The sequence below is a fragment of the Pseudomonas sp. E45-MNA-CIBAN-0222 genome, assembly GCF_040310405.1.
GTDB classification, from domain to species: Bacteria; Pseudomonadota; Gammaproteobacteria; order Pseudomonadales; family Pseudomonadaceae; genus Stutzerimonas; species Stutzerimonas stutzeri_AC.
The window spans coordinates 1-19,553 of record NZ_JBEOPU010000027.1 but is presented as its reverse complement, the minus strand read 5'-3'; the positions used below and the strand labels follow the sequence as shown (position 1 = coordinate 19,553).

Below are 19,553 nucleotides of genomic sequence, written 5' to 3'. Positions count from 1 at the left end.
TTGATCGGTTGACCGCTTTCAAAATCGGCGGAGGCTGAAGTCAGCCAGAAATACAGGGCTACTTCAGACCATCCCTAATGGTTACCGTAACGGGCAGCTGGTCATGTCCGCCGTAACTTTAGATCCGTCCATGATCCTCCTATCTGGTTTCGCTCCAGCGTCCGCTAGCAGCCACTACCAAATTGCGGCGTGGGTTCCTGCCGACTTGGCTCCCTCCGGAGGAAAAGAGGCGGTTGCGGTAGCTGAAAAGGCCGTCAATCAGGCGTGGGCGGAAATTTCTGATAAGTCACCGGAAGAAAAGGCCGCTATCGCATCGAGGAAGCTTCAATACATTCTGGATGAGCCATATGGCGAAAACGGTTAACCGGTTCCTTTACCCAGCTAGTTGACATGGTGGCTGGTGTAACGCCTGAAAAAGAGCCTGCCCCTGTTTTTATGCAGCGCAATGGTGAGGTCTACGGCCCGCTGGTACTTGGTTTTGGTCGCTTGAATAGCTATAAGCAACTTGAAGAGCTAGAGCGCCTTTCCGAAACTCTCCCGGACTGGTTTTACATTTATAATCCGGGCGCGAGAAATTCAGTTCCTAAGTCGGTACTCAATAAGGGGGAGCATCTATATTTTGTGGCTCCGGATTAGGCGCTCATTAAGTGCTATTCATTATCTCTGCTGGCTCAAGGGATAGATAAGGGCTATTGCTCTTGGCAGGAACCAGTGTGGATGCTGATATTTCATCTATATATGCAATTGGATGGTTGTGTAATGGTAATAAAGCACGTAAAGAAAGTAGTCTTCCTGAGCATCGCGTTGAGCCTGGCCGGATGCTTCGATAGTGAAGTGGAATGTGATTCGTCAGTTACGAAAGAAAGAATAATCAAAGACTTTAAGGCGAGAATCCAAAAGGAAATGCCTGAAGGGGCAATGGATTACATTACGAATATAGAACTTGCCGAAATCGTAACACTCGCTGCAGACAAGAACGCGCAGTCTCGTTCCTGTGAGGCTAAAGTCGTCGTTCACACCAGCGTTTCAGAGCACACGGCATTCCAAGACATAAAATATGAGAATCAAACAGTTTCTGGTGGCGCTGAATCCACCAGAAGCCAATATTCTTACGCAGATACATTTAATTACATCGCGACGAATGTATATGGCCTTATCAAGGATACTTACGAGAGAGAAATCGCAAAGAAAAAGGGATTTGATTCTTATGCCGAGTATCAAGCATATACGTATGCTAGCGCCCGCTTGATAAGAAACGAGGCAGAACTGGTGCGCCTGGAAAAAACCATTTCTGAACTCAACGCGCAGCTCAAAGAGCTCTATCCAGTCGTTGCCGAAACTGAGAAGGCGATTGCCAGCGGTAGAAGCGTGTTATTAACAAACGAATACATGTCGATGCAGCCAGTTTTTATTAATACCGGCATGGTGGAAACCAAATTTTTCGACAAAAAAATAGTCTTTTCAGCCGAAGTCAAGAATACGTCAAAAATGACGGTCGACGGGATGTTTTTCTCTGCCGACATTTTCCTGAATGGTCAAGGTCGCGCGTTCAAGACTGATAAATTCACGAGCATTGAATCGGTCAAAGGACTTAAACCCGGAGAAACTCGCAAGGTGAAATTTTCCGTAAGCGGGGAAGAGGGTATTACGAATAACTTTTTGGAAACCACATCTTGGCAAGATGCAAAATCTGTGCAAATTAGATTGACCCCCAAGAGATATATGGATGCCAGTGGCCGTGAAAGCCTAATTGGCAGGTACCGTGATCATTTTGCTTTGAATGGCAAGGTTAAGGGGGAGCCAATAACTTGGGATAAGTATGCCGAAGTGGCATCTGCTCTTAGTCTAAATGAAGCGCGTCTAGTGACTGTGAAAAATCAAATCGAGAGTGATAAGGCTGTTGTTGGCTCCAAATCTATTGAAAAGCCTGCTGGTTAGCGCTTGAGCTCTTCGCTAAATAGGCCGAGTAGTATTTCATCCAAGAAAAAATGAATTGCATGAGTGTTTGAGCGCCGTAGAGAGAAAGCGTTGATGCTCCAAATCTCTTTCTGTTCATCGCATTCATGTCTAATCCACAAACAACAAGGGCCGCTGATGCGGCCCTTTTCTAGTAATCTTCAATCGCCCTGGTTTTACTAGACACAGAATGACCGCTTCTGGCCGGTTAGCGTCCCTTGCCCGAGCTAACCATCCTTGTCCTCCCGTATGCGGAGGACACTTCCATGAACATCATTGCTACGTACAGCCATCAGCCCTGGAACAAAGGAAAATTAGTCGGACAGAAGGCACCGCTGCCTGAGAGATATCTGGGCGATCCGAGTGAGACTGTAAATCGCCGAGAGAACCCGAGATCTGGCACTCTTCGATTTAGCCATCGACAGCAAACTGCGAGCCTGCGATTTAACCAAGCTCCGTGTGCGCGACGTTGCTCATGGCGAGCACTTGTCATCGCGAGCCATCGTAATGCAGCAGAAAACTCATCGCCCAGTTCAGTTGCCGAAAGCGCGGTAACCAAAGCGCAGCTTGCAAATGCAGCCAAACAGGTCGATGCCAATAGAAAGCTCGAACTGCTCGATGCCTCTCATTTCATATTGCTCTGCAGACTTTCCGACATGAGTGACTCGCACCTCCAGGCTTTACTGGCGCAGGAGGCTGCGGAGGGGCGCTTTTCAGACGACAGCGCTCAGATCGCTCAGCATCACGCCCGTGCACGTCGAATCAACCTGCACCGTTATGAGCGCAAGGATCTGGCTCATTGGATGGAGAAGCACGTCTATCTCGCTCTTGGCTCTCTGATCTCCCGCGCGGCGGCGCTGGGCATTGACGCCGTACCCATGGAGCATTTCGATCAGGCCTCGGTCGATGCAGCCTTTCAATTGCCACAACATGGGCTGACCGGCGTGCTCTTGGTCGCGTTGGGCTATCGCAGTCGTGACAACGGAGACGGTCCTGGAAAGTCGCGCTTGCCGGCTGAGCGAATATTCATGTTTCGCTGATGGCAGGAGGGTATGTCTGGCAGATGGGCGTGCATCGCTGATATCGACGAAGTTGTTTTGGCCCGTAGGATGCAAACGACAGCAAGTCCGGGCCTTATTCCGCCGGGGGCTCTCAACAGCGCTGTTGATTGCGGTCACGTAGTAGACCCGTCCGGGCGCACATGCTTTTCCGTAGCGGGGCGGCTACTCGCTTGGCAACTTGAGGCGAAGCGGCCTGATCCTATCCGCTTCTCAACGATCAGTTTGCAAGCCCCCTAGATTCGCACGCATGGATGGCCCCAAAAGGCGTGGGGCTGGAAGTGTCCGGTCGCGCTGGGTACGCATCTCGATAAACTCGGCCTCTGAAATGCCACTTCGCGCATGAATATTTGTCGAGCGCTGTTCAGCAACGGTGCACTCGACAATGGGCGCGCGGTCGCGAGGCGGGTAGTCGTGGCACATCATCATCTGAACATGCGCGGGCAAACTCAGCAGACGCTGGATGGAGCGATACAGTGTCTTGGCACTGCCCCCTGGGAAGTCGCAACGCGCTGTGCCGACGTCCGGTGGAAAAAGCGTGTCGCCAACGAACACGACCTCATTATTCACCAGGTAGGCGATATCGGCGGGCGTGTGCCCCGGCACGGCAAGCGCCTGCGTCCGCAGCGGACCGATGTAAAACATTTCGTCCGTGGCAAACAAGTGGTCGTATGGCCTCTGCTGGAACGGGCCGTACCGATCGACGAGCGTGCAGCGTACCTTCATGACCCGGCCGCTGATGCCGATACGCCCGCCAAGTTCGGCGCGCAGGTAGCTGGCGGCCGACAGGTGATCGGCATGGACATGGGTCTCCAGTAACCACTGGAGCTGCAGCCCCCTGGCCTGAATATAGGCTTTCACCTCATCAGCCATGTGCGTATCGGTCAGGCGGGTGACCGGGTCATAACCCAGCACTGCATCGACTACGGCGCATTGCGCCTGGCCTGGCGCATGAACTACATGGGTGAAGGTCGAGGTGACCGGATCGAAGAACGAGCGGATATCCAGAGTCATTAGGATTCTCAAGCAAGCAGGTGGGTAAGGCTGCGCGCGCCCAGCGCCAGGGCTACGCCAGCGGCAAGCGCGGCGAAACCGAGCTGAAGGGTGCGCGCCCTGAACTGCGCCGCCATCAGCCGCCCGGCTGCCATGCCGAGCGCGCACGCGCCGATGAACAGCCAACCTGCCGGGGGCACGACGATCCCGGCATGCAACGCCTGTCCGACACTGAACAGCGAAACCAGCGCGATGACCGCAAGCGAGGTGGCCACCACCCCTTGCATGCCGAGCTCGCAGTAGCGGCGCATGAACGGAACGATGACGAATCCACCGCCCACCCCGAGCAGCCCGGTGAGCAATCCGGCCGAGGCGCCAATCGCGCCAAAATGCATGAAGCAACGGGGCGTCCAGCAGAAGCGCCAGTTGTCCGGGGCCAGCCGGCACGGCTTGAACAGGGCAGCGTCAGCGATGCCGGATGCGATCGGCGTCATGCCCTGCGACCACTGCCGCACGGCGATGACGATCAGTACGAGGCAGAACAGCAGCATCACCGCGTCGGTCGGCAGCCTATGGGCGAGGCGGGTACCGAGCGATGCGGTGAGCACACCGATCGCCGCCATGAACAGCGCGGCCCGGTAGCGCACCAAACCGTGGCGCAAGCCATCGAGACTGCCCAGCAGTGCGGCGCTACCGATCGCCAGCAGGCCAAGCGGTACGGCCTGGTGCAAGTCCAGTCCCAGCACCATCGTCAGTGCCGGAACCGCCAGTACACCGCCGCCCGCCCCGGTCAGCCCCATGCTCAGGCCAACCAGCACGCCGGCGACGCCGCCAAGCAACAGTGGATCCATACGGGTTCTCCGCTGGGCAAGGATGAACGTCGGTTCGTCGCCGCAGCCGATGGCCGCGGCGCGCTGAACCTGCATACAGAAGTTCGAGGGGTCGGAAGGCCGCGCGGTCAGTAGCTCTTGTAGGGCAAGAACTTGCCCGACAGCACCACGTTCACGCGATCGCCTTTCGGGTCCGGCTGGCGCTGGATATCCATGGAGAAATCGATGGCGCTCATGATGCCGTCGCCAAATTCCTCGTGGATCAGCTCCTTGATGGTGCCGCCATAGACATTGACGATCTCGTACCAGCGGTAGATCAGCGGGTCGGTCGGCACGGCGGTAGGCAGCGAGCCCTTGTACGGCACGATCTGCAGCCAGGCCACGGCCTCGTCGGTGAGGCCGAACAGCTTGCCAAGCGTTTCGGCCTGGGACTTGTCGAAGGCCATCTGCCCGAGCAGGCCGGCGGTTGTCCATTCCTTGCTCTTGCCAATGGCCTCGGCGGCCTGGCTCCATTTGATGCCCTTGGTGACCTTGGCGGAGATGATCATCTCGGTAACTTGTGCGCGGTCGGTAATCATCGATCGGTTCCTACAGTAGGTGGAGTCAAACAGCGTGGATGCGGCGCAGCGGTTGCTGCGTTCGCGGGTCTGGCGGTGGTGGGTCGGTATCATCGAGGCCCGGGCGGACGATCAGCGGCTGGTCGCCGAGCACGCCTTCGCCACCTTGCTGGATGGTCTTGGAGCGACGCACCAGGAAGTCCACGAGGTGGTTGCGGATTCGGTAGAACTGCGGGTCGTGATGAATGGTCTCGCGGGTTCGCTCGCGCGGCAGCGTGTTGATGACGATCTCGGCGATCCGCGCGTTGGGCCCGTTGCTCATCAACATCACTTTGTCGGCAAGGAGGATGGCCTCGTCGACATCGTGGGTGATCATGAACACGGTCTGCCGGGTCGCCGCGCAGATCTTCACGAGTTCGTCCTGGATCACCCCGCGGGTCAGCGCATCGAGTGCGCCGAATGGCTCGTCCATCAGCAGCATCTTCGGCTCGACGGCAAAGGCCCGGGCGATGCCGACGCGTTGTTTCATGCCGCCGGACAGCTCCGCCGGTTTCTTTTGCGCAGCGCCGGTCAGGCCGACCATCTCGATAAAGCGTGCACCGTGCTCGGCAATCTGCTGGCGCGACCAGGACGGGTGTCGGGACTTCACGGCGAAGGCGATGTTCTGCTCGACCGTCAGCCAGGGCATCAGCGCATGCCCCTGGAACACCACACCACGGTCCAGACTCGGACCGGCGATTTCCTTGCCGGCCATGACGACGCCACCGCTGCTTGGCTCCTCCAGGCCGGCAAGCACATTGAGAATGGTGCTCTTGCCGCAACCGGAGTGGCCGATCACGCAGACGAACTCGCCTTGTTCCAGGCTGAAGTTGATGTTCTCGAATACGGGAGGCTGGCTTGGCTGATAACGCTTGCTCAGCCCTTCGACCTTGAGGAATGCTTTAGTCGACATAGGTCACCTTCTTTTGCAGTTGTGCGAAAAGGAGATCGAGCAGCATGCCGATGACACCGATCATCAGTACCGCGAAGATCACGTTGGCCAGCGAAAGGTTGTTCCACTCGTTCCAGACGAAGTAGCCGATACCGGTGCCGCCTATGAGCATCTCGGCCGCGACGATGACCAGCCAGGCGATACCCATGGAGATGCGCATGCCGGTGATGATGGTTGGAGCCGCGGCCGGCAGGATCACGCAGAAGGCCTTGCGCAGCGGCGATACCTCCAGCGTGCGTGCGACGTTCAGCCAGTCCTTGCGCACCCCGGCTACACCGAATGCGGTGTTGATCAGCATCGGCCAAATCGAGCAGATGAAGATCACGAACACTGCCGAGACCGATGAGTCGCGGATGGTGTAGAGCGCAATCGGCATCCAGGCCAGCGGCGAGATGGGCTTGAGCACCTGAATGAAGGGGTTAAGTGCCTGGTACAGGAGCGGCGACATGCCGATCACGAAGCCGAGTGGAATTGCTACGGCCAGTGCGATCAGATAGCCGAGCGCGACGCGCCCGAGCGAATGCGCAAGCTGGATACCGATGCCCTTGTCGTTCGGGCCGCGGTCGTAGAAGGGTTCGCTTAGCTGCTGGCCAGCCAGTTCGAAGAACTGCGCCGGCGTGGGGAAGCCGTCCTTCTTCGGCGCCTCGGCCGTTTGTCCCATGAGCGCGGCGTATTCGGCGTCTGCCGCGCTCACGTCGGTCTGCTGGGCGGGGGTATGGGTGGCGGTCTGCCAGACCAGCAACAGTGCGGCCAGTAACAATACCGAGACCAACGCCGCCTTCAGGCGAAGATGATTGTTCATGGTCGGGTCCTCATGCGTGGAATGTCGAAGCCGGCCAGGTAGTCGTCCGGGGCGGTCGGATCGTATGGCCTGCCCATCACCTCGAACGGCTTGTAGCCACTGGCCAGCTGAGCCTCGGCTTCGGCCATGCCCAGCGCAGCCATCTGCCGGCGTGCGTCGGTGAGCAAAAACACTTGCTCGGCCAGCGCGCTGTAATCAACATCCGTCTTCACGTAACCCCAGCGCTTCATCTGGGTCAGCATCCAGGTGGCCATGGAGTACCAGGGCATGGGGTCGAAGCCTGAGCGTTGCGGTTCGTTCTGTACCTGGCCCAGGCCATCGGCATAACGCCCGGAAAGCGCCTGGAGGATCACCGTCTCCGGCTGGTTGAGATAATTCGGCGTCGAGATCGCCTTGGCGATGGTCGGCAGCTGGGCCTTGTCCTGAGCCATGGCGGCGGCGTTGAGAATGGCGCGGTAGAGCGCGGCGAACGTATTGGGGTTTTCCTTGATGAAGGCTTCGGATACACCGAAGGAGCAGCAGGGATGGCCATCCCAAAGGTCCTTCGACAGCACATGGATGAAGCCGACCTGGTCATACACGGCGCGCTGGTTGAACGGCTCGGGGCCGAAGAAACCGTCGATGTTGCCGGCCCGCAGGTTGGCGATCATCTCGGCCGGCGGCGTTACCCGCAGCTGCACGTCGCGGTCCGGGTCCAGCCCGTGCTCGGCGAGGTAATAGCGCAGCAGGAAGTTGTGCATCGAATATTCGAAGGGAATGGCGAACTTGAAGCCTTTCCAGTTCTTCGGGTCGCGGTTTTCCTTGTGCTTGAGCGCCAGAACGATGGCCTGGCCGTTGATGTTCTGGATGGTGGCGACCCGCATCGGTTGCGGATTCGAGCCCAGGCCCATGCTGATCGCCAACGGCATGGGGGCGAGCATGTGTGATGCGTCCAGCTCGCCGTTGAGCATGTTGTCGCGCACCAGTGCCCAGCCGGCGGTCTTCTGCAGGCTTGCCGACAGGCCCTGCTCCTGATACAGCCCGAGCGGGTCAGCCATGATTAGCGGCGTGGCGCAGTTGATGGGGATGAAGCCGATCTTCAGATTGGTCTTTTCCAGCGGCCCGCGCTCATCGGCCATCGCCTGCAGTGACGTCAGCGGCAGCACGCTGGAGATGGCGGCCATTGCCGTGCCGACACCGACCGCCTGGAGAAAGCGCCGGCGCGTCACGTCGTTAGGGAAGAGCGCGCGCACCGCCGCGGCCTCGACGAAGTCCTGCGACAGCATTTCCCGGTCGCGCGAGCGTGCCAGTCGCGCCTGTTCCGCAGCGCGATCATGCGCTTCGGGGCTTTCGTGCTTTCCGCAGGCACAACCGGTCAGCGTGGCATGCTCCGAATAGGGGCGGAAGAAGTTATTGTCGCTCATGTCTGTACCCTCCAGTTTGGTCTGCAGTCACGCGGCGTCGGCGCGGCCAACCCGCAGCGTTGACGTAGTCGTGCCGTTGGTTCGTTGTTCCATGAGCAGAAAGCCATCGGTTTCCTGGACGACATGCCAATGCCCGTCTGCATGAGGCATGCCGTGCAGGGCGATCGGCAAGGAGGCGGTCTTCAGCCTGATGACGGGATCGCTGTGGCGATAGAGCGCGCCCGGCATGCCGGCGATATGGGCGGCGATGGCTCGCGCCTGACGGGCGATGGGTTCGATGAAGCGGCAGGGCATACCGCCAAGACTGATGCAATCGCCCAGGGCATAGATGTCCGGGTCGCTGGTCTGCAGCGTGGCGGGGTCGACGCTGATGCCGCGTGCGAAGTCCAGACCGGCCAGGCGCGCCAGGCGGGGTTCGGTGGCCAGGCCGGTAGCGGCGATCACCTGATCCACGTCACGGCGCTGGCCACAGCGAGTCAGCAGGCGCTTGCGGCCGTCGGCGAGCGAGGTCAGCGAGGCGATTTCGACGTCGCCGAGCAGCTCGATGCCCAACTGGCGTTGCGCGGCGTTCAGACGGCGGGCCGCCGGCTCGGGCAACAGGTTCGCCAGTGGTAAAGACTGACGATCCATCAGCGTGACCCGGTGACCCGCTCGCGCCAGGTCCTCGGCGATCTCACAGCCGATCATCCCGGCACCGATAACCGCCACGTCCTGGGGGCTGCGCTCGGCCAGCCGCGCCTGCAGGCCGGCCCAGCCGTGCAGGTGGTTGACGCGCCAGCAGAGCTCGGCCGGCAGCGCAACGGGCAGTGCGGGGCGGGCACCCTGAGCGAGAACCAGCCGGGTGTAGCTCAGGTTGCCGCGTGTGGTGCGCAGTTGACGGAGCCGTGGGGATAGGCCTACGGCGAAGGTTTCCGGCAAAAGGCGCACGCCAAGCCGAGCAGCGGCCTCGGCGGCGCGCTCGCGCACCAGCTTGTCGGCCGACTGACCGCGGCTGAGCGCAACGGACAGTTCGGGCTTGTGATAAAGGTCGCCCTTGCAACCGCTGACCAGCGTGATGGGGGTGCTCTGATCGATGGCGCGGATGGCTTCGATGACAGACCAGCCGGCCAGTCCGCCACCGACCACCACGATGCCTGTCTCGCGAGGCCCGACCGGCATCGCCACGGCAGCTGGCGCCTCGCGCATCACGTAGGGTTCGAAATCCAGCTTGGTCACGCCGCAAAGCGGGCATTCCCAGTCATCCGGAATGTCCTCGAAGCGGGTGCCGGGCGCCAGCCCGCTGTCCGGATCACCGAGCGCTTCGTCATAGATCAGGCCACAGGCGCGGCAAATGAACTGCCGCCAGGCTTGGGTGATTGCACTCATGCTGGCTGGGCCTCCTGCATCAGGCGGTTCATCTGGTAGCGCAGGTGCTTGATCGCCGGGGTAACGATCGCCACGAATTGCGCCTCGCGGATGCGTCGTTGTGGTCCGGCACTCATCAGGTAACCGCGCGCGCCTTGGTGAAGCAGGGCCGACTGGGTCGCACGCAGGGCCAGCTCGGCGCCTTGTACGCGCGCATCGAGCACGTCGAGCATGAAGTCCTTATCGGTTTCGTAAGGGGTGCGCACCAGCGCGGCGACCCGTGAATTGAGCTCGGCAAATTCGGCTTGGAGCACGTCGGGACGGTCATGAAGGAACTGGTTGACGTGCCCCAGTACCGGCTCGACCTCGTTCATCGCGTCCAGGCTGGCCTGCACCAGGCCGGTCGCCATTCCGACCTGCAGGAGGATGAAGGCGGCGCGGACGCGGTTGACGAAAGGGCCGGCGGGGTCGGCGATGAGCTGGTCTTCGCCGATGAAGTGATCAGTCAGGCGGATGCCCCAGGTGCTGGTGCCTTCCATGCCGGAAAATGCGGGGCAATGCCTGAGGTCGACCCGCTCGTCGAGATCGAGCAGAAACATGATCTCGTGGGAACGAGTACCGTCGGCGCGATCGACACCCGCGATCGCACCGCAGTATTGCCCGGGGGCGATGTGGCTGACCCAGGGCAGTGAACCGCTCACCCGATAGCCGCCTGGCACCCGCTGTGCGCGCAGCAGCATCGGCTCGATGCCGGCCATGGCCTTCATCGGGTTGGACAGTGCGGTACCGCCGAAGCTACGACCTTCGACGTGGTCGTTCAAGCGCGCCAGCAGAGCCGGGTTCGCCGATTGCTCCATGTACAGGCCGCAGACGTTATGGCACCAGGCGAGAAAGCCGGTGGACCCACAACTGCGGGCGATCTCGCTGTTAGCTGCTAGCGCTAGCCCAAAGTCGGCCCCGCGCCGGTCCAGATGCGCGCCGAACGCGCCCACCTCGGCGAGGCGCGCCATGATGTCCAACGGGTAGTAACCCTCCCGGTCGATACGGTTGGCGGCCTCGGCGAGAGGCCCGCTGGCTATCTCGGATACCCGCTGGAGCATGGTTTTGTCGTTTACGCTGGGTGTCAGCTCAGCAACGGGCGCGGCGACACTGTTCATGGCGACCTCCTCGATGCGTTGCTCAGTCGGCCAGCGCGATGCTGAACGGAATGGGATTGCGCATGCTATTGGCCACGGGCGAGTAGAAGTTGGCGTGCTTGACGATCTCGTCGAGCTCTTCGCGAGTGGCATCGCCCTCCACCAAGACCTTTACGCGAATCTCTTGGAAGCCCATTTGCTCCGGTTGCATCGGTGCACCGCCGGCACCCCACGCCGCTGGGTTGCCAATGTCGGCTTCCAGGAAGATTTCCAGCTTGCTCAGCTTGACCTGCTTCCAGGTGGCCACTGCTGTAATTCCTACGGCAAGACAGCCACCCAGCCCGGAGAGCACGATCTCGCCCGGAGCGGGCGCCGTGTCTTCACCGAACAGGTGCAGAGGCTCGTCGACCACAACGGCCTCGTGGTCACCGACATAGCTGAGGCTGCGGTACATGCCCTGCATGACCGTGCGGACCTTGTTAGTGCCGCGGCTGGCCGGGTTGTTGCGGCCCTTCTCGGCGAAGGCCATCAGGCCGTCTCGATCGATCGGTCGCAGGTAGGTTTTAACGGTGGTAGGTGCAGGTGCGTTCATGGTGCTCTCCATTCAGTTCATCAGTACCAACGCGATGTCAGTCCTGGCTGAATGGGATATCGCAACTGCCATGCCAGCTGTCGAAGATTTTAAAAATATCTTTACATTTCAGCCTGTTACGGGGTGCTAATTTGGTTTTGGTCTGATTTTTTCCTTCGCTGAACCGGAGTAGAGTCGAACACAATGTTGACATTGTCGACATTGTGTTCGGCTTCAGCGAATGGCTACCAATTTCTGCCAGCGGTAGTGGAACTGGCGCGCGGTCATGCCCAGCAGCTGAGCGGCGCGCGTCTTGTTTCCGCCACAGCGGTCCAGCGCCTGGCGCAGCGCATCGGCAGTATGGGAGGTCACCGAGACGTAAGGTCGGATGTCCTCAATATAGGCAGGGAGGCTGGGCGGTGACGTGGCCAGGGGAGGTGTCGGCGCAGCTTGCTCGTTCTCCCGTGGCAGGTAGCGGTCGACGTCCGCTGCGCTCAACAGGGCGTGGTCGGCTAGCAGCACCATTCGCTCAATGACATTGGACAGCTCGCGAATGTTGCCCGGCCACGCATGCCGCTGCAGGCGCTTAATCGCCTCGGCACTTAGGCTGACGTTTCGCTGGTTGGCCTGGTTGATCCGGTTGAGGAAGTGCAGCACCAGCACGGGGATGTCAGACCGGCGCTCAGCCAGCGAGGGCAGGCGTATCGGGATGACGTTTAGCCGGTAGTACAAGTCCTGGCGGAAGTTGCCGGCGGCGACTTCGGTCTCCAGTTCACGGTTAGTGGCTGCCACCAGCCGGACGTCGATGTGCAGCTCGCGCTTGGCCCCGAGGCGGGTGATGGTGCCCTCCTGCAGCGTACGTAGCAGCTTGGTCTGCATGGCCAGCGGAAGCTCGCCAATCTCATCGAGGAAAATGGTGCCGCCATCTGCCTGCTCGAACCAGCCGGCACGCGCCGTTTGCGCCCCGGTGAAGGCGCCTCGCTCGTAGCCGAACAACTCCGACTCAAATAGCGAATCGGGAATGGCTGCGCAATTCACGCGGATAAACGGCTTGTCCCGTCTGGGGCTGGACAGGTGCAATGCACGCGCGAACAGCTCCTTGCCGGTTCCGGACTCGCCGAGCAGCAACACGCTTGCGGTGGTATTCGCAACGCGCTCCAGTTCTGAGAGCGCGCGCAGCAGCTGGGGCGCGCTGCCGATAATCCCGTAGCGGCTGGAGCGGGTCTCCAGTGCCCGGGCCAGTAGGGCGTTGCGTTGTTCGAGCGCCTCGGTTTTTTCCCTAAGGTGTTCTTCCAGATGGAGGATCTGCCCGGCAAACGTCGCCAGGATTCTCAGGATGGTGAGGTCATCTGCCAATGGGCGTGCTCGGCTGCGGATGCGATGGCAGGCCAGTACGCCGATGGTGCGCTGGCCGATCTGGATCGGTAATGCGATATAGGAAACCGGCCCGGAAGGGAGGTTGTTACGCGCGACCATGCGGCCGAGAAACAGCGGATCGTTATCGATGTCCTGAACGATGATCAACTGACCTCGAGCCAGTACTCGTCCGGTTACACCTTCGTCTGGTGCGTAACGCCCGCGGCTGACTTCGTCTGCGGTCAGTCCGTAGGCATAGCGGATTCGGCTCGATTGGCCCGATTCGTCGAGCAACACGATTCGCCCGCGGTTCAACCCCAACAGTTCGGACAGTAGGTGAAGCATCTCCCTCATTACGGTCTCGGGAGAAAAGTCCCGCCCGGCCAGTGCGGTTACCTGCTGTAGCAGCAACATCTCTTGAGTCCGCCAGAAGGCGGGTGAACTCTCCGATTCTTTATCACTGCTGTTCATGATGGCCTTACCTTGTCTGACATAAGCGAAGTGTCAGTGGGCATTCGAAGCAATTTGCGGGCCCAGCTAACGACTTTCCCGCTAGCTGCAGATACCGGCGTTTGACTGGGTTTGCCGGGTCAAGCCGGCATACTCCGTACATCTCGCCTGACGGCCTGAGGCGGCACACCGAAGCCGCGGACGAAGGCTTCGCGTAGATGGCGCCGGTCGCGGAAGCCCGTTTCACGGGCGATGGTCTGCCAGCGCTTTTCAAATTCAGGCGGTGACAGGACAGCAGGCTGCGGTTCGCGAGCGACTACAGGCGCGGCGATAAAAGCATGAACTCGTCGTATCCGATCAACGGGCTTGAACCTCTCCTAGTTTCGTAGACGCCTGTGAACCACAAATTGAGCTTCGTGAACGCCCGCTTCTGGCCGGAAGCGGGCAGCGTAAATCAGGCGCCCAGAACGGATTCTATAATCACTCTATAATTGACTATAAAAGCCTATAATGCCCACTCTAGAGAGTTCTAGCCCCTTCATTGCGAAGCTGGAAAATTCCTTGCTCTAATGGTGCACCTACGGGGGCTGGCAGGCCTATTCAACCTCACCGGTGTGCGGCGGCCGAATACCAGCCATTCGATAGTGTGCCGAGCGGGTGGGTAATAGAGCAGGTCACTTTGAACCGAAACAGGGGCAGCGCCACAGGCCCCTCACTCACCGCTGCTTTTTTCCAGTTGCCCAGCTACAGCCTTATTCCGATAGTATGCAGTACCTCCCAGAACCCGGTTGAAGTCAGGAGGTCCCTGCCAATCCCTTGGTACACCAGTGGACTTAAGCAGGTTTTCTGAGTCCACGCCGTTTCTTAAAAACTCCTCCAAGTCCCACTCAAAAAAACTGACGAGGGTTTGAAAAATAGTGTTCGACACGCTGGAAACCAGACCCAGGCTTCCAGTGTTCATCGGAAGTTTTAGCCTCTTCATATCGGCAAGAGCACAAATTAGCCTTCTCAATCGAAAGTGCCAAACAGACTCCATGAGGAGTTCAGCCTGCTGAGAAGCCAAGGGGAATCTACGTTTACGTAATTTTGGGCAGGGAGGTAAACGCACGGGTAGGAGTTTCTGCAGATTACTGAGATTAACCCGCTTCTGTCCTTTGGAAATTCGATAAAGATCCTCAGCACCCGCTAGAAGAACGGCAGCAAACGCGCTGTCTCGGGGATCGCTAACCTCCTCGACTACTTCAGGTACGTGCTTTGGCGTACTGAGCTTCTCCATCAACCATGCGTTGTCGTGCTCCGTAAGCCAGCGGGTGGCTTGGTAAGCGTTATCCCAGAGATACCCCAAATCGACATTCGCTCGTACAGCCAAGATCGTGTCTATTTTCTGACGATGCTGCGCCTTCCTACCAAGCTGAGGCTTTTCCAACTTTAAACGTAATTTTGCACCTGCCGCGTGCTGAAGAATGAGTTCTTTCTGCAAGGCGGACTCAAAGTCATCCGCGCTCCCAAATAAATGCTGCGCAATGATCATATGCCGGGCGAGGGGCATATCCATCTGGCCATTGTAAAATCTAAACCGTATCCATTGATCGTGTTTACCTGCTTCATAAGCTTTGTCCATTCGAGACAGGGCTTCATCTCCATATTTCGTGCGGATACTGTCAAATAGTTTCGCAGTACCAACAAGGTTTCCGTGTACGAAACCTCGCTTTCTGCATTGTCGTACATAACTTGCACCTAACGTTTCACAACTCATTAGCGGAAACTTACGCTGCAGTACTTCGTAGGCGAACTGCGCAAAATTCTTTTCCAGCACAGTGCCCTGCCTAACTGTCGCAGGATCGAGAGCGCTCCAGCCGCATACACACGGATCAGTCGGATTTGGAAGTAGCCGAAGCTTACGGAAGAACGGGTGAGAGCATTTGGGGCACGCGTGAATCAGCGGCTCACCATGACGCCAGCAGACTGACACACCAGGCAAATGGTGTGAGCGATGCCAGTATGCGTACCCCGTTTCAAGCAGATCCTGCTGCACACAGGTGGAGCAGAGCTTAGCCTTCCCGTGGACCGCACCCTCTCGGCGGGGAATACGAGCCACCCCAAATAAACTGGAGCCTGCTGGGGCATTCTCCACCCCTTGGCTGACCCCTAGAAAGGGCCTGTAAGCTGGAAACATCGTATTGGTACAGATCAGCTCGTCGAGATTGCTTTCTGGATCACCAGGTAGTCTGGCAGCAAGCACTTCAATCTGCTTTGGCAGGAGCCCTACGCTGAAGGGTGCCGAGCCAAACAGGTCTTGGAAGGTTTCAGCTGCAGTCCTGTTACCTGAAAGGAAGTGGTAGCGCGTGATACGAGAATGCAACATCTCGTCCGGCATGGACATGGGGAAAAATAGCAGATCAGACATCGATAATTAACTAACGAGATAATGTTTGGAAGTACACGCATTCTGCGACGCGGCGTATTTTTAACACATAACATAAGGTTTTACAGAGTAAGTATATTAAAAGCACACGAAAATATGGCGAACAGGAGCCACACCAATTTTGCACTCTCACACTTTTTTGCGAAAAGCAGTTAACTCAGGTTTGCACCAGCAATATCATGAGCCACACCCTAATGAGGGTCTTACGAAGGCTCACACTTTCTTAAAAATATGTACGAAGAAAAGTGAAACAGTGCCGCGCAGTGGTGCACGTGACTACGGTCTGATGCAAGCAGTCCGATACAATGCTGACCGGGTTACGCTTCGCTGCTCGTCTGCCAGCTTCTCCTTGGCCCATTGCAGGCGACGAACGTGAAACTCCTCAATAGACTCGCACGTCTGCTCCAGTGCTCTGGCGCAAAGGGGTAGCTTGGAGAGTTGTTTCTCAAGGCGTGAAAGGACATGCAGCTCTCGCCCTATCCTAGCGCGAGAGATCAAAATAGGCTTTCCCGATCCTGCTCGAAGGCGCTGCGCACAGCACCTGATCTGTTCAGCAAGATTCGCGTCGAGAGTAGCGAATGTATCGGTGTTATCAGCGCGGCTTGTATGAGCACCTGCATGTTTGGCGATGCAGCCTGAGAGCCAGTTTCGATCATGGCGATACAGCCACATGTAATCTTTGCATTGGTGAGCTTGCAGGCCCCGATATTCAACCTCGAAAGTTGCTCGGCGCCTGAGGCGCTTGCTTTGAAATCTTGCGTCTTTCCAGACCTGCGAGCCGCCATCGACGGCACGAATGGTTCGATACACATACACTTGGGAGACTCCAAGCACAGAGGCGATCTGCCGAGCCTCGCACCCTGCAAGTGCTAGCTCCCAAACAGCAGCAGGTAAGCCTTCTAGCCCCTCTAGCAGGGCCTTAGAAAGTTTCGCTTTTGGGTAGCCGACACCAGTTGGCGATGATCGCTTAACAGCTGGCGTTGATGGTTTGTCGCTGCACTGGAGATGAGCCAGATCAACCCCAAGGGCGGTGGCCAGCACAATGTATTTGAGTGGGTGGTGCGTATGCCTTGGCCTCCGTAGCAGCTTGGTGACCCAAGTCGCGGGTAGATCTGCGGGTGACTCTCCTAGAATCGAGTATTCCCAAGCTGCAGGCAGAGCGTTGAAAACGCCGGCCATATGTGCGGCCAAACGGCATAGATCCAGCCGGTACGATGCGCCATGGGTCAGGCCTAACTCTACAGCTCTTTGAACAAGGCAAGAGCGCACTGCAGTGGGTGAAAGAGGTTTGAGGTCTAGCGCAAGCAATTGCATTGATCGGAGCGCTATTTGACGCAGCACTGGATAAGCCTCCAGATCAGCATCGACCTGATATGAATGAGCTTGTACATCGTCTTCGTCAGGCAGGTGGAGCTGCCATGAGTTGCGGCTATACCAACTGGGATCCACCACCTTGAGCGAATGGCCGTGGTGGGGACATACCAATACACCGGGAAGCTGGTGAACACGGTGCCAGTACGCTGCGCCAACCCGAACGATATCCTCATTGAGGCAAGCAGGACAGAATCGTACTCTCGAAGCGACCTCGATCCGACTGGCGTTGACTCCTAATTTCAGCATCAGCCACTTGCCGGCCCCGGCCATTGAGGTACGAGCATGCCGCACCTGATCGTCGGTGAGAAAGGGCGCGTAATAGGGCAGAACGGTATGGCATGTAATTATTTTGGATACCGAGAGATCCGTGGCAGGTGGAAGTGACTCGGCTAAGTCACCCAATCGACAGGGAAACGCTACGTTCTGTGTGTATGAGATTGCAGCCCTATCGCCAGCGAAAGCGGCTTTTCGGCTATGCCCGCCACAAAGCCGGGCATAGCGGGATAGGACACTGTGAAGCGTCTCGTCGGGGAACGCAGCAGGGAAGAAATGGAATTTCAGCTCCATTACACGACCCTCGAATCATAATCGGCGGTAGGCCGGCGAGAACTCGAAGAGATCCCTGGTTATCCAGCCAGCTGACTTCAGTTCTGCAAGGGTGTCGGGATGCTCGCTGAACACCTTCGCTTCAGAAGCCTCCACGGCAACTGCTGAAGGCGCATTAGGTTTGCTCACAGTAGCTTCCGGTAACGCAGTATTTGCCCGTGCAGCTGGAGTTACGCCTCGAAGCAAAGCGAGACGGTCTGCTCGCCCAAGTCCGTTGAACGCCATCATTTCCATCAACTGCTCCTCTATGGGAAGCAGGTCGTCGAACTTGCGCATGCGACTAGGGTCGCGACTACGCAGAGCCGATAGCGCTGGCCTGAGTATTTGCATCTTGGAATTGCTTACTTTGACGATCGTCTCGGCAGTCAGACACTCGGAGCCACTCTGAATTGCATAGCGCTGGCTCAGCACCAATAACTTAACCAGGAAGTCAGTCACACCCTGGGTGTGCTCGTACAGCGCGTCAAAAATCTCAGGAGTCAGTTCAGCCGCCTGCTTGCACCACTGATAGCTCCAAAGGTTCTCGACCAGAAAACGCCACTCGTCATCCTCCTTCTCGAAGCGCTTGAACTCGATCATCCCCCCACCGCAACTGCGCCTGGCGACACGCATTACGTCCGAGAACAGACTGACCATCGAATTCGTCCCGATGAACACGACCGGGATACCGATATTGTTCACCAGGTGAAGGAAGAAATTCAGCATGCTTTCCTTACCCCCGGTCTTGGCCAGGTGAAGGTTCTGCAGCTCATCAATGAGCAAGGCGCCGATAAAAAACGTGCTGGCTACCTGTTCCATCTGCTGAAGCGCATCGTTGATATTTCGATGCCGGTGGCGCTTGTGGTAGTCCTGATCGCCGAGTGCCTGGCCAACCGCGTGGAAGAACTGCTGACAAAATCCAGCCAACGAGCCATCTCGTGGACAATCAAGCTTGAGCCAGGTGATCTGGGTGTGGACGAATTGCTGACCCTCATAACGCTCATGTCGGATCGTCTGAGGGTACAAGCTTAAAATGGCATGCAGTGCGGTGGACTTCCCAATACCACTCAGTCCCACAACGCTGAAAGTGTCAGCTGTTGATTTGAAAGCATCGTGATAGCGCTGAGCCCCTGACAAAGAATGCAGGTGCCTGACTGTGGAGGCGCTAGTTGGATTACGGCCAACATATCCACGACGGATCAGCAGAGATAACAGGGACTCTAGCTCTAGGTGCAGCAGAAACGGCTGCACAACCGTCCTCAAGCGATCAATACAGTGAATCCGCATTGCCCCGTCGAGCTCTAGCTCCTCAGGTGCTACCGGCTGGGGAAAATTTGATATCAGCTCGGCAGCCGCCGCTTCGTCAAGAATTGGTGGCAGCGCTTCGATCAGAGGGTTTCCCGCGTACTCAGTGATGGCCTGCTTCGTATAGCTCGCAAGAGCTTTAGCACCTCTCATTTGGGCTGCCCCGGGCGAACTCTTTTGAGTAAATCGATAACCTGCGCGGTGCGCGGCCCAGCGTACGACTCTCTGACAATGGAAGGGCTCTGAGCATCAGGTTGAACGGGATCCGCACGTATACCGTCAGGTACAGTCGCTTGCTCTCGCTCCAATAACCGCTCTTCCGTACGATTCTCGCGGATATTAGGGAAACTCTGAAGAAGACTTCCTGATTTTGGCAAGATCCCCGGACTCCACTCACCGAGTTTTCCGATGAAGCAG

The 19,553-nt window shown here is 58.0% G+C and carries 17 protein-coding genes and 3 pseudogenes; 5 read left to right on the top strand and 15 right to left on the bottom strand.

The window, feature by feature from the left end; translation table 11 throughout:
* Positions 1-103: 103 nt before the first annotated feature.
* From AAEZ08_RS22220 to AAEZ08_RS22200, 5 genes and pseudogenes are all read left to right on the top strand, one after another.
* Positions 104-364, top strand: coding sequence for a hypothetical protein (locus AAEZ08_RS22220; protein WP_152987112.1), 261 nt, complete (start codon positions 104-106; stop codon positions 362-364).
* Between the two features lie 26 nt (positions 365-390).
* Positions 391-636, top strand: coding sequence for a hypothetical protein (locus AAEZ08_RS22215; protein WP_152987111.1), 246 nt, complete (start codon positions 391-393; stop codon positions 634-636).
* A gap of 81 nt (positions 637-717) precedes the next feature.
* The gene (locus AAEZ08_RS22210) at positions 718-1,938 is read left to right on the top strand and encodes a hypothetical protein (RefSeq protein WP_058076430.1); all 1,221 of its coding nucleotides are present in this window, start codon (positions 718-720) and stop codon (positions 1,936-1,938) included.
* 284 nt (positions 1,939-2,222) lie between these two features.
* Positions 2,223-2,493 (top strand): annotated as a pseudogene (locus AAEZ08_RS22205) (site-specific integrase); the annotation flags it as partial.
* Positions 2,394-2,996: a nitroreductase family protein gene (locus AAEZ08_RS22200; protein ID WP_237708532.1), complete on the top strand. Its 603-nt coding sequence runs from the start codon at positions 2,394-2,396 to the stop codon at positions 2,994-2,996. The pseudogene AAEZ08_RS22205 and the gene AAEZ08_RS22200, both read left to right, overlap by 100 nt.
* 231 nt (positions 2,997-3,227) lie before the next feature.
* Here the strand turns inward: AAEZ08_RS22200 and AAEZ08_RS22195 are convergent, their stop codons facing one another.
* The 15 genes and pseudogenes from AAEZ08_RS22195 to AAEZ08_RS22125 all read right to left on the bottom strand — a co-directional run.
* A complete protein-coding gene (locus AAEZ08_RS22195; RefSeq protein ID WP_249121686.1) occupies positions 3,228-4,028 on the bottom strand; it encodes an MBL fold metallo-hydrolase in 801 nt (266 codons plus the stop codon).
* Between the two features lie 8 nt (positions 4,029-4,036).
* Positions 4,037-4,933, bottom strand: a complete 897-nt coding sequence (locus tag AAEZ08_RS22190; RefSeq protein WP_004350206.1) for a sulfite exporter TauE/SafE family protein — start codon at positions 4,931-4,933, stop codon at positions 4,037-4,039.
* A 32-nt stretch (positions 4,934-4,965) separates the two neighbouring features.
* A complete protein-coding gene (cynS, locus tag AAEZ08_RS22185) occupies positions 4,966-5,415 on the bottom strand; it encodes a cyanase (RefSeq protein WP_004350204.1) in 450 nt (149 codons plus the stop codon).
* 25 nt (positions 5,416-5,440) lie between these two features.
* Entirely contained in the window at positions 5,441-6,346 is a 906-nt protein-coding gene (locus AAEZ08_RS22180) for an ABC transporter ATP-binding protein (RefSeq protein ID WP_023082833.1), read from the bottom strand.
* Positions 6,336-7,187, bottom strand: coding sequence for a nitrate ABC transporter permease (gene ntrB, locus AAEZ08_RS22175; protein WP_004350202.1), 852 nt, complete (start codon positions 7,185-7,187; stop codon positions 6,336-6,338). The genes AAEZ08_RS22180 and ntrB overlap by 11 nt, the downstream gene beginning before the upstream one ends.
* Entirely contained in the window at positions 7,184-8,590 is a 1,407-nt protein-coding gene (locus tag AAEZ08_RS22170; RefSeq protein WP_042924922.1) for an ABC transporter substrate-binding protein, read from the bottom strand. Before AAEZ08_RS22170 ends, ntrB begins: the two co-directional genes overlap by 4 nt.
* 27 nt (positions 8,591-8,617) lie before the next feature.
* The gene (locus tag AAEZ08_RS22165) at positions 8,618-9,955 is read right to left on the bottom strand and encodes an FAD-dependent oxidoreductase (protein ID WP_023082835.1); all 1,338 of its coding nucleotides are present in this window, start codon (positions 9,953-9,955) and stop codon (positions 8,618-8,620) included.
* On the bottom strand, positions 9,952-11,091 hold the full coding sequence (locus AAEZ08_RS22160; RefSeq protein ID WP_023082836.1) for an acyl-CoA dehydrogenase family protein: 1,140 nt from the start codon (positions 11,089-11,091) through the stop codon (positions 9,952-9,954). Before AAEZ08_RS22160 ends, AAEZ08_RS22165 begins: the two co-directional genes overlap by 4 nt.
* Positions 11,092-11,113: 22 nt before the next feature.
* The gene (locus tag AAEZ08_RS22155) at positions 11,114-11,662 is read right to left on the bottom strand and encodes an OsmC family protein (protein ID WP_023082837.1); all 549 of its coding nucleotides are present in this window, start codon (positions 11,660-11,662) and stop codon (positions 11,114-11,116) included.
* Between the two features lie 213 nt (positions 11,663-11,875).
* The gene (locus AAEZ08_RS22150) at positions 11,876-13,468 is read right to left on the bottom strand and encodes a sigma-54 interaction domain-containing protein (RefSeq protein ID WP_031668848.1); all 1,593 of its coding nucleotides are present in this window, start codon (positions 13,466-13,468) and stop codon (positions 11,876-11,878) included.
* 119 nt (positions 13,469-13,587) lie between these two features.
* Positions 13,588-13,701, bottom strand: a pseudogene (locus tag AAEZ08_RS22145) (GlxA family transcriptional regulator); the annotation flags it as partial.
* Between the two features lie 458 nt (positions 13,702-14,159).
* Entirely contained in the window at positions 14,160-15,854 is a 1,695-nt protein-coding gene (locus AAEZ08_RS22140) for a TniQ family protein (protein ID WP_023121733.1), read from the bottom strand.
* 294 nt (positions 15,855-16,148) lie between these two features.
* Positions 16,149-17,813 (bottom strand): TnsD family Tn7-like transposition protein, encoded by a 1,665-nt coding sequence (locus AAEZ08_RS22135; RefSeq protein ID WP_500125136.1) that lies wholly within the window; start codon positions 17,811-17,813, stop codon positions 16,149-16,151.
* 15 nt (positions 17,814-17,828) lie between these two features.
* Complete coding sequence (locus AAEZ08_RS22130) at positions 17,829-19,289, bottom strand: AAA family ATPase (RefSeq protein ID WP_003118400.1); 1,461 nt, start codon at positions 19,287-19,289, stop codon at positions 17,829-17,831.
* Positions 19,286-19,553, bottom strand: a pseudogene (locus AAEZ08_RS22125) (hypothetical protein); the annotation flags it as partial. The pseudogene AAEZ08_RS22125 and the gene AAEZ08_RS22130, both read right to left, overlap by 4 nt.

Excerpts from the sequence above, each read along its gene's own strand:
- AAEZ08_RS22135 (WP_500125136.1), bottom strand. The coding sequence starts at position 17,813 with ATGGAGCTGAAATTCCATTTCTTCCCTGCTGCGTTCCCCGACGAGACG.
- AAEZ08_RS22140 (WP_023121733.1), bottom strand. The coding sequence starts at position 15,854 with ATGTCTGATCTGCTATTTTTCCCCATGTCCATGCCGGACGAGATGTTG.
- AAEZ08_RS22190 (WP_004350206.1), bottom strand. The coding sequence starts at position 4,933 with ATGCAGGTTCAGCGCGCCGCGGCCATCGGCTGCGGCGACGAACCGACG.
- cynS (WP_004350204.1), bottom strand. The coding sequence starts at position 5,415 with ATGATTACCGACCGCGCACAAGTTACCGAGATGATCATCTCCGCCAAG.
- AAEZ08_RS22210 (WP_058076430.1), top strand. The coding sequence starts at position 718 with ATGCTGATATTTCATCTATATATGCAATTGGATGGTTGTGTAATGGTA.
- ntrB (WP_004350202.1), bottom strand. The coding sequence starts at position 7,187 with ATGAACAATCATCTTCGCCTGAAGGCGGCGTTGGTCTCGGTATTGTTA.
- AAEZ08_RS22130 (WP_003118400.1), bottom strand. The coding sequence starts at position 19,289 with ATGAGAGGTGCTAAAGCTCTTGCGAGCTATACGAAGCAGGCCATCACT.
- AAEZ08_RS22170 (WP_042924922.1), bottom strand. The coding sequence starts at position 8,590 with ATGAGCGACAATAACTTCTTCCGCCCCTATTCGGAGCATGCCACGCTG.
- AAEZ08_RS22195 (WP_249121686.1), bottom strand. The coding sequence starts at position 4,028 with ATGACTCTGGATATCCGCTCGTTCTTCGATCCGGTCACCTCGACCTTC.
- AAEZ08_RS22155 (WP_023082837.1), bottom strand. The coding sequence starts at position 11,662 with ATGAACGCACCTGCACCTACCACCGTTAAAACCTACCTGCGACCGATC.
- AAEZ08_RS22220 (WP_152987112.1), top strand. The coding sequence starts at position 104 with ATGTCCGCCGTAACTTTAGATCCGTCCATGATCCTCCTATCTGGTTTC.
- AAEZ08_RS22215 (WP_152987111.1), top strand. The coding sequence starts at position 391 with ATGGTGGCTGGTGTAACGCCTGAAAAAGAGCCTGCCCCTGTTTTTATG.
- AAEZ08_RS22150 (WP_031668848.1), bottom strand. The coding sequence starts at position 13,468 with ATGAACAGCAGTGATAAAGAATCGGAGAGTTCACCCGCCTTCTGGCGG.
- AAEZ08_RS22165 (WP_023082835.1), bottom strand. The coding sequence starts at position 9,955 with ATGAGTGCAATCACCCAAGCCTGGCGGCAGTTCATTTGCCGCGCCTGT.
- AAEZ08_RS22180 (WP_023082833.1), bottom strand. The coding sequence starts at position 6,346 with ATGTCGACTAAAGCATTCCTCAAGGTCGAAGGGCTGAGCAAGCGTTAT.
- AAEZ08_RS22160 (WP_023082836.1), bottom strand. The coding sequence starts at position 11,091 with ATGAACAGTGTCGCCGCGCCCGTTGCTGAGCTGACACCCAGCGTAAAC.